The 13,095-nt window shown below is 70.9% G+C and carries 10 protein-coding genes; 5 read left to right on the plus strand and 5 right to left on the minus strand.

Annotated elements, in window-relative coordinates:
• Nucleotides 1-419 precede the first annotated feature (419 nt).
• Entirely contained in the window at nucleotides 420-896 is a 477-nt protein-coding gene (locus tag AB0367_RS01545; protein ID WP_366224204.1) for an HNH endonuclease family protein, read from the minus strand.
• A gap of 10 nt (nucleotides 897-906) precedes the next feature.
• Here AB0367_RS01545 and AB0367_RS01550 point away from each other — a divergent pair, with 10 nt between their 5' ends.
• The gene (locus AB0367_RS01550; protein ID WP_366224205.1) at nucleotides 907-1,053 is read left to right on the plus strand and encodes a hypothetical protein; all 147 of its coding nucleotides are present in this window, start codon (nucleotides 907-909) and stop codon (nucleotides 1,051-1,053) included.
• 169 nt (nucleotides 1,054-1,222) lie between these two features.
• On the opposite strand, the gene leuA is transcribed toward AB0367_RS01550, so the two are convergent.
• The gene (gene leuA / locus AB0367_RS01555; protein ID WP_366224206.1) at nucleotides 1,223-2,929 is read right to left on the minus strand and encodes a 2-isopropylmalate synthase; all 1,707 of its coding nucleotides are present in this window, start codon (nucleotides 2,927-2,929) and stop codon (nucleotides 1,223-1,225) included.
• 197 nt (nucleotides 2,930-3,126) lie between these two features.
• Entirely contained in the window at nucleotides 3,127-3,954 is an 828-nt protein-coding gene (locus AB0367_RS01560) for a hypothetical protein (RefSeq protein ID WP_366224207.1), read from the minus strand.
• A 166-nt stretch (nucleotides 3,955-4,120) separates the two neighbouring features.
• Between AB0367_RS01560 and AB0367_RS01565 the strand changes: the two genes are divergently transcribed.
• The 4 genes from AB0367_RS01565 to AB0367_RS01580 all read left to right on the plus strand — a co-directional run bounded on the left by AB0367_RS01565 (nucleotide 4,121) and on the right by AB0367_RS01580 (nucleotide 8,687).
• Nucleotides 4,121-5,386, plus strand: coding sequence for an aspartate kinase (locus AB0367_RS01565; protein WP_366224639.1), 1,266 nt, complete (start codon nucleotides 4,121-4,123; stop codon nucleotides 5,384-5,386).
• An 11-nt stretch (nucleotides 5,387-5,397) separates the two neighbouring features.
• Entirely contained in the window at nucleotides 5,398-6,459 is a 1,062-nt protein-coding gene (locus AB0367_RS01570) for an aspartate-semialdehyde dehydrogenase (RefSeq protein WP_366224208.1), read from the plus strand.
• Between the two features lie 151 nt (nucleotides 6,460-6,610).
• Nucleotides 6,611-8,125: an MFS transporter gene (locus AB0367_RS01575; RefSeq protein WP_366224209.1), complete on the plus strand. Its 1,515-nt coding sequence runs from the start codon at nucleotides 6,611-6,613 to the stop codon at nucleotides 8,123-8,125.
• On the plus strand, nucleotides 8,103-8,687 hold the full coding sequence (locus AB0367_RS01580) for a TetR family transcriptional regulator (RefSeq protein ID WP_366224210.1): 585 nt from the start codon (nucleotides 8,103-8,105) through the stop codon (nucleotides 8,685-8,687). Before AB0367_RS01575 ends, AB0367_RS01580 begins: the two co-directional genes overlap by 23 nt.
• Nucleotides 8,688-8,696: 9 nt before the next feature.
• On the opposite strand, the gene AB0367_RS01585 is transcribed toward AB0367_RS01580, so the two are convergent.
• Nucleotides 8,697-10,337, minus strand: coding sequence for a DNA repair helicase XPB (locus AB0367_RS01585; RefSeq protein ID WP_366224211.1), 1,641 nt, complete (start codon nucleotides 10,335-10,337; stop codon nucleotides 8,697-8,699).
• Nucleotides 10,338-10,670: 333 nt separating this feature from the next.
• Nucleotides 10,671-13,040 (minus strand): helicase-associated domain-containing protein, encoded by a 2,370-nt coding sequence (locus AB0367_RS01590; protein WP_366224212.1) that lies wholly within the window; start codon nucleotides 13,038-13,040, stop codon nucleotides 10,671-10,673.
• Nucleotides 13,041-13,095: the final 55 nt, after the last annotated feature.

Consider the following 13,095-nt stretch of genomic DNA (forward strand, 5'->3'; position numbering starts at 1 on the left):
ACGCCTCAGGCTCCGGAACGGCGGGGGTCTCCGCGAGTTCCGGAACAGCGGAAGTCGCCTCAGGCTCCGGAACGGCGGGGGTCTCCGCGAGTTCCGGAACAGCGGAAGTCGCCTCAGGCTCCGGAACGGCGGGGGTCTCCGCGAGTTCCGGAGCAGCGGAAGTCGCCTCAGGCTCCGAAACGGCGGGAGTCTCCGCGAGTTCCGGAGCAGCGGGAGCGGCTGCGGGTTCCGGAACAGCGGGAGTCGCCGGGGGTTCCGGAACGGCGGGAGTCTCCGCAGGTTTCGAACCGGTGGGGGTCTCCGTCAGTTCCGGAACGGCGGGGGTCTCCGCGGGTTCCGGAACGGCGGGAGTGTCCGCAGGTTCCGTCGTCTCTGCCATTCCGGTCTCTCCGATGCGTAGAAGATGCGTAGAAGTTGGCTTATTTGCAGGTCGCGAGCATGTCGGTAAGTGCGGTCTTCTCGGCCTGCGTGACGCTCAGCTTGTAGTAGGCCTTCACGGTGACCCAGCTCTGCGCGTACGTGCACCAGTAGTCGTGGTTCGGCGGCTTCCACGTCGACGGGTCCTGGTCACCCTTTGCCCGGTTGGACCCCGCGCTAACGGCGAACAGTTGCGGCCGGGTCAGATCGTTCGCGAATTCCTTGCGCTGCTGGTCGGTCCACTGCGCCGCGCCCGTGCGCCAGGCCGCCGCGAGCGGCACCATGTGGTCGATGTCGAGGGCCTTCGGGTCGGTGAAGTCCTTGTCGTCGTACGCGCTGTGCCAGGAGCCCGCGGTGATCTTGCAGTCGGCGGTGGCCTGGACGTCCTTGCCGTCGCGCTTGAGGACGACGTCGCGCGTGTCGCAGCCGCTGCCCTGGCCGGTCCAGTGCGTGAACTTCTGGCGGCTGTAGCCGGTCATCGGTCCGGCCGTGGCGACGGTCAGCGCGTCCAGCGCAGCGGTGCTGTTGCCAGCGCTGTTGCCGGTACCGCTGCTGGCGCTGGGTGTGCTGCTGCTGCTGCTGCTACTGCTGCTGGCGGTCGGGCTCGACGTGGCCTCGGCACCGCTAGAGGTGTAGGAGACGTCGCAGCTGCTGGCACCGGTGAGAACCGTGGCGACCGTGAGGGCGATGAGGACGGCTTTGCCGTTGGAGAGGGGGCGCACGCCCCCTACTCTGCGGCATCAATGCCCAAGACGCTGGGAAGACGCGCCCGTGTTGATCGTCACGGGCGGGTCTCAATGTCCGGCTATCCGCGGTTCACGGCGCTCAGCACGGCGCGCAGGGACGCGGTGACGATGTTCGCGTCGACGCCGACGCCCCAGTGCGTGGTGCCGTTGACGGAGCACTCGACGTATGCCGCAGCCTGGGCACCCTCGCCGGAGGTCAGCGCGTGCTCGGCGTAGTCCAGCACCCGCACGTCGACGCCGACGTCGCCCAGGGCGCGCACGAACGCGTCGATGGGGCCGTTGCCGGTGGCGGCCACGGTCCGGGTGGCACCGTCGGCCGTGATGTCCGCGGTCAGTGTGACCTTGCCGTCAACGGTCGCGGCCTCGTATCCGACGAGCGTGAATCGCCGGTCGCTGAAGAACTCGCCGGAGAAGATGTCCCACATCTGCTGCGGGCTGACCTCGCCGCCCTCGTCGTCGGTGTGCCGCTGCACGACGCCGGAGAACTCGATCTGCAGCCGGCGGGGCAGGTCGAGGTGGTGCTCGGACTTCATGATGTACGCGACGCCGCCCTTGCCGGACTGCGAGTTGACCCGGATGACGGCCTCGTAGGAACGGCCCAGGTCCTTCGGGTCGATCGGCAGGTATGGCACGCCCCACGTGAACTGGTCGACGTCCACGCCGGCCGCCGCCGCGTCGCGGTTGAGGGCCTCGAAACCCTTCTTGATCGCGTCCTGGTGCGAGCCGGAGAAGGCGGTGTACACCAGGTCGCCCGCGTAGGGGTGGCGCTCGTGGACGGGCAGCTGGTTGCAGTACTCGACGGTGCGCTTGATCTCGTCGATGTCGGAGAAGTCGATCTGCGGGTCGATGCCCTGCGAGAACAGGTTCAGTCCCAGGGTGACCAGGTCGACGTTGCCGGTGCGCTCACCGTTGCCGAACAGGCAGCCCTCGACGCGGTCGGCGCCGGCCATCAGGCCCAGTTCGGCCGCGGCGACCGCGGTGCCGCGGTCGTTGTGCGGGTGCAGCGACAGTACGACCGACTCGCGGCGCGGCAGGTTGCGCGACATCCACTCGATCGAGTCCGCGTAGACGTTGGGGGTGGCCATCTCCACCGTCGCGGGCAGGTTGACGATCAGCGGGCGGTCCGGCGTGGGCTGCAGCACCTCGATGACCGCGGTGCACACCTCCAGCGCGTAGTCCAGCTCGGTGCCGGTGTAGGACTCGGGGGAGTACTCGTAGAAGATCTCGGTGTCGGGCGTGATCGCCTCGGCGTACTTCTGGCACAGCCGCGCGCCGGTCGTGGCGATGTCGGTGATCCCGGCCCGGTCCAGTCCGAACACCACGCGGCGCTGCAGCGTCGAGGTCGAGTTGTAGAAGTGCACGATGGCCCTGCGGGCGCCGATCAGCGACTGGAACGTGCGCTCGATCAGGTTGTCCCGGCACTGCGTCAGCACCTGGATCGTGACGTCCTCGGGGATCAGGTCCTGCTCGATCAGCGTGCGCACGAAGTCGAAGTCGGTTTGCGAAGCGGCCGGGAAGCCGACCTCGATCTCCTTGTAGCCCATGCGTACCAGCAGGTTGAACATCCGCCGCTTGCGCTCGACCGACATCGGGTCGATGAGCGCCTGGTTGCCGTCGCGCAGGTCCACCGCGCACCACCGGGGTGCGACCGTGATCTCCTTACCGGGCCATTGCCGGTCGGTCAGCGGGACTGCGAACTGTTCAGAGAAGGGCCGGTACCGGTGAATGGGCATGCGACTGGCGGACTGGTGGGCGATCTCGGACATGCTCTTCCTGCTCCTGGGTTGTCGCGCTGTGCGCGGAAGGTCTGGTCTGGGACAGACCGGCAGGAGCGCAGACGCGCATCATCCCCGCGACGAGGTGCCGGCCTGAGGGGCCCCGTCGCGGCGACGAAGAAGAAGCGTCTGCCACATGTCAAGAAAGACCATACGCCCCCCATCCGGTACCGCGAAACCAGTCTCGTTCAGTGAGAGGTCTTCACCGACGGCCCGGTCGAGGGCGAACGCGACCCTGACGGGCTCGCCGACCCCGACGGGCTCGACGACACTGGCGGGCTCGACGGGCTCGACTGCGCGGGTGACGGCGGGGCCGCCGTGCCCATCGGTGCGCCGTCCACGACCGGGCCGGGCAGCGAGATCGTCGGCGGTGCCGCGACCACCTCGCCGGTGAGCATGAGCTGCCCGAACGGCAGCTTGGCCGCGGCGAGGATGCCGCTGTCGTTGTAGCAGAACGTGCCCGGATCGATCGGCGGCTGGATCGCGGTCACGCCCGGCTCCACCGAGAAGCAGGGCGCGGACGCGTCGGCCAGCGGGTCGGCGGGCGCGACCGACAGCGGGATCTGCCGGTCCAGCAGCACGTCGAGCCAGCTCACGAAGACGTATTGGACCCGTGGGTCGATCGCGGCCGGCGGCTTCTTGCCGCTCGCGGCCACCTTGACGCAGTTGCCGGACGGGTTGATCCGGCACTGGTACTGCCCGTCGGGCAGGTTCGCGATCGCCACGTCGGCGGTGCCGCCCAGCGCGCCGCCCTGGATGTCGACCCGCCAGGTGCGGTCGGTGGCGATGGTGACCAGGATCGAGCGGGGCGCCTTGCCCTGCACGGTCAGCGTGTACGCGGCGATGTAGCGCTGGTCCTTCGCGACCGCCACCCGCGCGGCGAGCGTCCCGCGCGGGTCGGGCTGAGCCGGTGCTGGCGTGCCGGCCAGGCTGACCCCCGGATCCGGGGCGACGGACGAGCCGCAGGCGGTGACCAGCACACCGGTGAGCACGGCCAGCGCCGTGCCGGTGGTCACAGTGATCGCACGATTCCCGACCCGACGCTCCCGCACCCGCGTATTCTCGCCCGGCGGGGCGGCCGGATCGTGGAACGCCACTCCCGAGGGACACCTCACACCGGTACGCTCGGCTGCGTTGACCTCGCCCAAACGGGCGGATGAGGGCTGGAAGGAGCTCGACGGCGTGGCGCTGATCGTGCAGAAGTATGGCGGTTCGTCCGTCGCCAACGCCGAGCGCATCAAGCGCGTCGCCGAGCGGATCGTCGACACGCGAAAGGCCGGCCATGAGGTCGTCGTGGTGGTGTCCGCCATGGGCGACACGACCGACGAGCTGCTCGACCTCGCCTCACAGGTGAGCCCGGTCCCGGCCGGTCGCGAGCTGGACATGTTGCTCACCGCCGGCGAGCGGATCTCCATGGCGCTGCTCGCGATGGCGATCAACAACCTGGGATTCGAGGCCCGCTCCTACACCGGCAGCCAGGCCGGAGTGATCACCACGTCGACGCACGGCCGCGCCCGGATCATCGACGTGACCCCGGGCCGCCTGCGCAGCGCGCTCGACGAGGGTGCGATCGCGATCGTCGCCGGCTTCCAGGGCGTCTCCCAGGACACCAAGGACATCACCACCCTCGGCCGCGGCGGCTCCGACACCACCGCCGTCGCGCTCGCCGCGGCGCTGAACTCCGACGTCTGCGAGATTTACACCGACGTCGACGGCATCTTCACCGCCGACCCCCGGGTGGCCAAGAACGCCCGGCACATCAAGCAGATCACGTACGAGGAGATGCTCGAGCTGGCCGCCTGCGGCGCGAAGGTGCTGCACCTGCGCAGCGTCGAATACGCGCGGCGGTTCTCGCTGCCGATCCACGTCCGTTCCTCGTACTCAACCGAAAACGGCACCATGGTCACCGGATCGATGGAGGACCTTCCCGTGGAGCAAGCGCTCATCACCGGCGTCGCACACGACCGCAGTGAGGCGAAGATCACAATCGTCGGCGTGCCCGACCAGCCCGGCGTCGCCGCGCGGATCTTCCAGACGGTCGCGGCCGCGGAGACCAACATCGACATGATCGTGCAGAACGTGTCGACGGAGAGCACGGGACGCACGGACATCTCCTTCACGCTGCCGAAGACCGACGGCGCGACCGCCAAGGCGGCCCTGGAGCGGATCAAGTCCTCGATCGACTTCAAGTCGATCCTGTTTGACGACCACATCGGCAAGGTCTCGCTCATCGGCGCCGGCATGCGCTCCAACCCGGGCGTCGCGGCCAAGCTCTTCGCCGCTCTCGCCGAGGCCGGCGTCAACATCGAGATGATCTCCACGTCGGAGATCCGGGTCTCGGTCGTGTGCCGCGACACCGACCTCGACGTCGCCGTCCGGGCCATCCACGACGCGTTCGAGCTGGGCGGCGACGAGGAAGCCGTGGTCTACGCGGGGACCGGAAGGTAGGTTCGTCCTCCATGGGCGGTCTGCCGAGCCTGGCCGTGGTCGGTGCGACCGGCGCCGTCGGCTCCGTGATGTGTGAGCTGCTCTCGTCCCGCAAGAACGTGTGGGGCGAGATCCGGCTCGTCGCCTCCAAGCGCTCGGCGGGCCGCAAACTCACCGTGCGCGGGGAGGAGACGCTCGTCCACGAGCTCACCCCCGAGGTCTTTGACGGCATCGACGTGGCCATGTTCGACGTGCCCGACGAGGTCTCCGTGGAGTGGGCGCCGATCGCCGTCTCGCACGGCGCGATCGCCGTGGACAACTCGGGTGCCTTCCGCATGGACCCCGACGTGCCCCTCGTCGTGCCGGAGATCAACCCGGAGCAGGTGCGCAACCGCCCCAAGGGCATCATCGCCAACGCCAACTGCACCACCCTCACGATGATCGTGGCGCTGGCGCCGCTGCACCGTGAGTATGGCCTGAAGGAGCTCGTCCTGGCCTCCTACCAGGCGGTCTCCGGCGCCGGCAAGGACGGCGTCGACACGCTGCTCGACCAGCTCAGCCGGGTCAGCGGCGACCGCACGCTGGGCTCGCGCTCCGGCAACGTGCGCCAGGCCGTCGGCGACGACCTCGGCCCGTTCCCGGCGCCGCTGGCGCTCAACGTGGTGCCGTGGGCCGGCTCCCTGCGCGACGCCGGATGGTCCTCGGAGGAGCTCAAGCTCCGCAACGAGTCGCGCAAGATCCTCGGCCTGCCCGACCTCAAGGTCTCCGCCACCTGCGTGCGGGTCCCCGTGGTCACCGGTCACTCCGTCGCCGTGCACGCGGTCTTCGGCGCCGAGGTCGATGCCGAAGGCGCCCGCGAGGTCCTGCGGCACGCGCCGGGCGTGATCCTGGTCGACGACCCAGCGGCGGGCGAGTTCCCGATGCCGATCGACGCCGTGGGCACCGACCCGTCGTGGGTCGGCCGCATCAGGCGCGCGGTCGACGACCCTCGGGCACTGGACTTCTTCGTGACCGGCGACAACCTGCGCAAGGGGGCGGCGTTGAACACCGCCCAGATCGCCGAACTGCTGTCCAGGGAGCTGCGCGCGGCCTAGCCGCCTTGCTTCGTGCGGCCCGCGCTGAGCGAAGTCCCCTGCTGCCATCCAGGATGGCCCTCCACACGGCTTCACGCGCCGTGGCATGCCGCTGGACTGTGAAGCCCATCTCGATTGACAGTAACCAGCAAGTGGGAGTTACTGTCAAAATATGTCTGCTGTCACTTTCAGCCCGCGCCGGTGGTGGGCGCTGATCGCGATCGTGCTCAGCGTGCTCACGGTCGGATTCGACACCACGATTCTCAACGTCGCGCTGCCCACGCTCGCGACCGCGCTCAACGCCGGGAACGACGACCTGCAGTGGATCGTCAACGCGTACGTGCTGGTGTTCGCCGGGCTGCTCCTGCCGATGGGCGCGCTCGGCGACCGCTACGGCCGCAAGCGCCTGCTCATGACCGGCCTCCTGCTGTTCGCCGGCGCTTCGCTGATCGCCGTGTTCGCGAGCGGCGCCGGCCAGGTCATCGCCGCCCGCGCGCTCATGGGCGTTGGCGGCGCGATCCTCACCCCGATCACGATGGCCGTGCTGCCCGTGATGTTCGAGCCGCACGAGCGCGGAAAGGCGATCTCCCTGGTCACCATGGGCATGGGCATCGGGCTGCCGCTCGGGCCGATCATCGGCGGGTATCTGTTGGAGCACTTCTGGTGGGGCTCGATCTTCGTGATCAACGTCCCGGTCGCATTGGTCGCGCTCGTGGCCGTCGCGCTGCTCGTGCCGGAGTCGAGGTCCTCCACGCCGAAGCGCGTCGACCTGATCGGCGCCGGGCTGTCCACGCTGGGCCTGGTTTCCCTGGTGTACGGCGTGATCGAGGCACCCGCCCGCGGCTGGACTGACGCCCGCGTGCTCGTCGGCCTCGCCCTCGGCGCGGCCCTGCTCGCGATCTTCGCGCTCGTCGAGCGGCGCGCCGAGTCCCCGATGATCGACCTCCGGCTCTTCCGGAAGGCGCGCTTCGCCTGGGGTACCGCCGCGGGAACCCTGGCGTCCTTCGCGCTCTTCGGCGTGCTGTTCATCCTGCCGCAGTACCTGCAGGCGGTCCGCGGCAACGACGCGCTCGGCGTCGGCCTGCGGCTGCTCCCGCTGATCGGCGGCCTCTTCGTCGGCGCGCCACTCGGCGAGCGCATCGCGCACCTGACGGCGACCCGGGTGCCGGTGGCGGCCGGGCTGCTGATCGGCGCGGTCGGCCTGGGCCTGGGCGCCCGCACCGGCGTCGAGTCCGGCTATGGCTTCGTGGCCACCTGGCTGGCGGTCGGCGGCTTCGGCATCGGCCTGGCGCTGACCCCGGCGATGGACGCGGTGCTCGGCTCGCTGCCGCGTGACGAGGCCGGCTCGGGCACCGCGATCACGATGACCCTGCGCCAGGTCGGCGGCGCCCTGGGGGTGGCGCTGCTGGGCAGCCTGACCGCCGCTGTGTACCGCGACCGCCTGGACGCCGCCCCCGAGACCGCGAAGCAGTCGATCTCGGCCGCGGTCGCGATCGCCGCGCGCACCGGCGACCAGGCGCTCGCGCTGTCGGCGCGCTCGGCGTTCCTAACCGCGATGAGCGCGGTACTGCTGGCCTGCGCGGCCATCGCCGTGGTGGGTGCGGTGCTGGTGGCGCTGTTCCTGCCGAGTGCACGACCCGCCGCCGGTGCGGAAGAATCGGTGGATGAGCTCACCAGGGTTGCGTGAACGAAAGAAGCAGAAGACCCGCTGGGCGATTCAGGAGCACGCCGTGCGCCTGTTCGTCCAGCAGGGCTACGACGCGACCACGGTGGAGCAGATCGCGGAGGCCGCCGAGATCTCGCCGAGCACGTTCTTCCGATACTTCAAGACCAAGGAAGACGTGATCATCCAGGACCGCTACGACGAGCTCATGGCGGAGGCGATCCGCACCGCGCCGCCGGACCTGCCCCCGCTCGAGGTGATGCGCCGCTGCTTCATCGACGGGTTCGCCTCGATCGGCCCGGAGGAGGTCGAGCAGGTCATGCAGCGCGCGAGGCTGCAGTTCGCCGTGCCGGCCCTGCGGATGCGGGCTCTGGACAGCATGCAGGAATCGATCCGCTACCTGGCGGCCCCGCTGGCCGAGCGCCTGGGCCGCCCGAAGGACGACTTCCGCTGTCAGGCGTTCGTAGGTGCCTGCGTGGGCGCAATGATCAACGCCCTGATCGCCTGGGTTCAGGACGGCCAGAACACGGACGACGTGCTGGCCATGATCGACCAGGCGCTGTCGGTGATCGCCGAGGGCCCATGAATCCTTCCGTCAGGCCAACACGTCGTCAGCATCGGTGATCGTGTAGGCATACCCCTGCTCAGCGAGGAACCGCTGCCGATGCGCCGCATACTCCGTGTCGATCGTGTCCCGGGCGACCACCGTGTAGAAGTGCGCCTGCCGGCCGTCCGCCTTCGGCCGCAGCACCCGCCCCAGCCGCTGCGCCTCCTCCTGCCGTGACCCGAACGTCCCGGACACCTGGATCGCCACGGCGGCCTCGGGCAGGTCGATCGAGAAGTTGCCGACCTTGGAGATCACCAGCGTCTTGAGCTCCCCGTTTCGGAACGCGTCGAACAGCCGCTCCCGTTCCCTGTTCGTGGTCGCACCCTGCACGATCGGCGCATCGAGGAACTCCCCGAGCTGGTGCAGCTGGTCGATATAGCCCCCGATGACCAGGATCTGGTCGTCCTTGTGCCGGTCGATCAGCGCCCGCACGACCGGCAGCTTGGTCCGCGCGGTGGCGGCCACCCGGTAGCGCTCCTCCGGCTCCGCGACGGCATACGCCATCCGCTCGGCGTCGGTGAGGGTCACCCGCACCTCGACGCACTCGGCCGGCGCGATCCAGCCCTGTGCCTCGATGTCCTTCCATGGGGCGTCATACCGCTTCGGGCCGATGAGCGAGAACACGTCGCCCTCGCGGCCGTCCTCGCGCACGAGCGTCGCTGTCAGCCCGAGCCGGCGGCGGGCCTGCAGGTCGGCGGTGAACCGGAAGATCGGGGCCGGCAGCAGGTGGACCTCGTCGTAGACGACCAGGCCCCAGTCGCGGGCGTTGAACAGGTCCAGGTGCGCGAACGTGCCGCCGCGGCGGGTCGTCAGCACCTGGTAGGTGGCGATCGTGACCGGCCGGATCTCCTTGCGCTCCCCGGAATACTCGCCGATCTCCGCGTCTGTGAGGCTGGTGCGCGCCATCAGCTCGCGCTTCCACTGCCGCCCGGCGACCGTGTTGGTGACCAGGATCAGCGTCGTCGCCTTTGCCTCAGCCATTGCCGCCGCGCCGACCAGCGTCTTGCCGGCGCCGCAGGGGAGCACGACCACGCCCGATCCGCCGGCCCAGAACGACTCGACCGCCTCGCGCTGATAGGAGCGCAGAACCCAGCCGTCCTCCGCCAGGCTGATCGGGTGCGCCTCGCCGTCGACGTAGCCGGCGAGGTCTTCCGCCGGCCAGCCCAGCTTCAACAGCGCCTGCTTGAGCCGGCCCCGCTCGGAGGAGTGCACGATGACCGTGTCGGCGTCGAGCTGAGAGCCGAGCATCCCGGCGAGCTTCTTGCTCTTCGACACCTCGATCAGCACCGCCCGGTCGGAGGCGTGCAGGACCAGGCCGTGGACCGGGTCGTTGAGCAGCCGAAGCCGCCCATACCGATCCATGGTCTCGGCGATGTCGACGAGCAACGCGTGGGGGACCGGGTAGCGCGAGAAGCGCAGCAGCGAGTCGACCACGCCCTCGGCGTCGTGCCCCGCGGCGCGCGCGTTCCACAGCCCGAGCGGGGTCAGCCGGTAGGTGTGCACATGCTCGGGCGAGCGCTCGAGCTCGGCGAACGGCGCGATGGCCATGCGGCAGGCCTGGGCGTCGGGGTGGTCGACTTCGAGCAGGAGGGTCTTGTCGGACTGGACGATCAGCGGACCTTCAGGCACCGGACCAGTGTCGCATGCGGGTATGACACTTCCCGGATAATGAGAAGGATGCACGCCGATGCAACCACGGTAGGGCCGCGCGCGTTTGAGCATTGACGGTCTGGCGGCCGTCGCCGCGGAGCCGGGCGTGCGCGTTCGGCGATCGTCAGTAGCCGGCACGCCCGCGGGCGCGCCGGGAACGGACGGTCGAATCAGTTCGGGGGCGGGCGCGTCGTCCGATCCGGGCTCCGCGCTGGGCCGGGGATCTCCCCTGATCCGCGGTCCGGCACAGCCCGCTCACCGACGTGATCGCAGAGACCGCCGCAAGCCTCGGCCCGCGCCCACGACTGACCCTCAGGCGTCGGCCTCCGCGATGGCCCCCGTGATTCGGTGCAGCGCGAACGTGTGCAGCATCTCTGTGCGCTCGTCCTCGGCGCGCAGGTAGCCCGAGCCCATCGAGACCGGTCTGACCAGCCGCGACGCCGTGGCCCCGTGCGCGTCGACGTAGCCGACCCAGACCCGCGTCTTGTCCCGCAGCGCCTGCTGCAGCACCTCGAGGGCCTCGGTGTGCGACGCGCTCGACGCCTCGTTGGAGCGCACGGTCACCGGCGCTCGCCGGGCGACCCGGGCCGCGGCGTCGCCCCGGCGGATCTGCTCGACCACCCCGGCCAGCCGCGGCGCCGACAGCCGCACGCTCGTGGCCGGGTCCTCCACCCCGCGGGCTGCCCACGTCGGCCGCGGCGCCCCCCGCCGGACCTTCGGCCTGGTCAGTACCGCGGCGCCGGTGGCATCCTCCTGTACGGGCGGATAGCCCGCCTCGCGCAGCGCCTCCAGCAGGCGGGCTGGGGTGTGGCGGCAGGCCAGCACCGTGGGCGCCAGGCGGCGCAGGCCCAGCGCCTGCAGGCGCCGGTCGGCGAGCACCTCGGCGATGACCGACTCGTCGTCGCCGCGCACGTAGGAGTTGGCCGAGCCGATCCGAATGCCGCCGTGTCGGCGCGCGACGTCGTCGATGAGATACGTCAGCGTCTGCGGCATCGGAGTGCGGGACCGCCGCGCGAGCAGCGCATGCAGGTCGGCGGCCGAGTAGCCGGCGTCCAGGCTGCGGCGCACCGTGTCCGTGGTGATCCGGTAGACGCTGGCCGACTCCTGCCGGCCCAGCAGCTCAAGCTCGCCGGCGAGGGTCGGCTCCGGCGGGCCCGGGACGATCACGGAGAGGTCGGCCTGCAGTAGCACGTGGTCGACCGGCGAGGGCAGCAGCGTGTCGAGCAGCGCCGCCGAGCCGGCCATCGCGTATCCCTCCGGCGCCGCGATCCCGAGCGGATCGTCCGGGTCGAGGCCGTCGGACAGCAGCTCCTCCAGCAGCAGCCGGCCGTAGCTGGTCAGCCCGTTGAAGCCGGTCAGGCCCAGGAACGCGGCCTCGGCCAGGCTCGCCTCGATGGCAGCCGAGGCACCCCGGCTGATGCGCCGCGGCGCGCGCCACGCCAGCGTCTCCACCACGGCGGACGGCGCCGCGCTCCGGCCCGGCGCCAGGCCGGCGAGCACCTGCAGCGCGGCCCGGCGCTGCGCCGGCGCGCCCGGCCGGGCCAGCTCGGGTGCGAGGGCGTTGATCGGCCGGTCGCGATCGTCGCGCTGCCCCACCAGCGCCGGGGCGCGAGTCATGGTCAGCCAGGAGACCGCGAGCCGGTGCCAGCGGGCCGCGATGCCACCCGCCCGCCAGGCGTCATACGCCACCGTGGGCAGGAACACGCTCTCGATCCGCTTGTTGTCGATGATCTCCTCGCCGACGAGGCCGGCCGCGGTGACGACCTCCGCCAGCAGCGCCGCCTGCGGCTCGTCCACGCCGACGGACTTCGCGTAGCGACGCAGCTCCCGGACGCCGAGGCCGCCGGAGCGCAGTACGGACGGCGGCTCCTGACCGATGGTCTCGATCAGCGCCTCGGCGTTGCGCACCAGCTCCAGGACCTGCCCCGCCCCCGCGCGGTCGAGCTGGGCGGGATCGCGCTGCGGGGTGTCCATCGGGGGCGGGTCGGGGTGCAGGTGGCCCAGCGGCCCCGCGTCGCGGCGCAGCACGAGCGACACCTCGACCGGCAGCTCCACGGCGTCACGCCCGACCGGGACCAGCAGGTGGCGATCGAGGAGCCAGCGGATCGGCGAGTCGGAGCCGGGCTGCAGGCTGGCGGCGGCGACCGTGCCGACCGGTGGCCCGGCGGCGAGCCGGTCGAGCACCGCCCGGGCGCCCGGCGGGGCGGCCAGCAGCGTGCGGCGCAGCCCGGCGGCGTCAGCGGCCAGCGCGCCCGCCATTGGGTCGAGCTCCTCGGCGGGGCGGCCGAGCCCGGCCGGATACGGCGAGCAGACCTCCTCCACGGCGCCGACGATGCGCAGGGCCGGGTCCGGCCCGAACACCACGGCGTAGGCGCGCAGCTGGTCGACCGCCGCGCGCACCCGTGCCGCCTCCACCCCGGACTGCGCGGTCAGCGCCAGCACCGCCTCGGTCGAGGAGGTGTGCCCCACCCGCGTGTACCGCAGGGCGTCGAGGATCTCCAGCGTGAACTGGTCGAGCGCGTCCAGCGCCCGGGCGACGGCCACCCGGGACTGCGCCCGGTGCGCCAGCGCCGAGAAGTCGGACGGCGGCGGTATGACCAGGTCAGGGCGTAACCGGATGAGCGCCAGCAGCTCCTCGTCGGGCAGGGCGCGTAAATGGTCGGCCAGCGAAGTCGTCGTCATCTCGCCTCATACGCTAACCGCATTGTCTGACAAAAGAGGGCGGGCCCGCCGGGCC

The organism is Dactylosporangium sp. NPDC051484 (genome assembly GCF_040689395.1).
GTDB lineage: Bacteria > Actinomycetota > Actinomycetes > Mycobacteriales > Micromonosporaceae > Dactylosporangium.

Bases quoted from the DNA above. Each gene is read 5' to 3' on its own strand.
- AB0367_RS01545 (WP_366224204.1), bottom strand. From the start codon at position 896: ATGACCGGCTACAGCCGCCAGAAGTTCACGCACTGGACCGGCCAGGGC.
- leuA (WP_366224206.1), bottom strand. From the start codon at position 2,929: ATGTCCGAGATCGCCCACCAGTCCGCCAGTCGCATGCCCATTCACCGG.
- AB0367_RS01570 (WP_366224208.1), top strand. From the start codon at position 5,398: ATGGGCGGTCTGCCGAGCCTGGCCGTGGTCGGTGCGACCGGCGCCGTC.
- AB0367_RS01575 (WP_366224209.1), top strand. From the start codon at position 6,611: ATGTCTGCTGTCACTTTCAGCCCGCGCCGGTGGTGGGCGCTGATCGCG.
- AB0367_RS01580 (WP_366224210.1), top strand. From the start codon at position 8,103: ATGAGCTCACCAGGGTTGCGTGAACGAAAGAAGCAGAAGACCCGCTGG.
- AB0367_RS01590 (WP_366224212.1), bottom strand. From the start codon at position 13,040: ATGACGACGACTTCGCTGGCCGACCATTTACGCGCCCTGCCCGACGAG.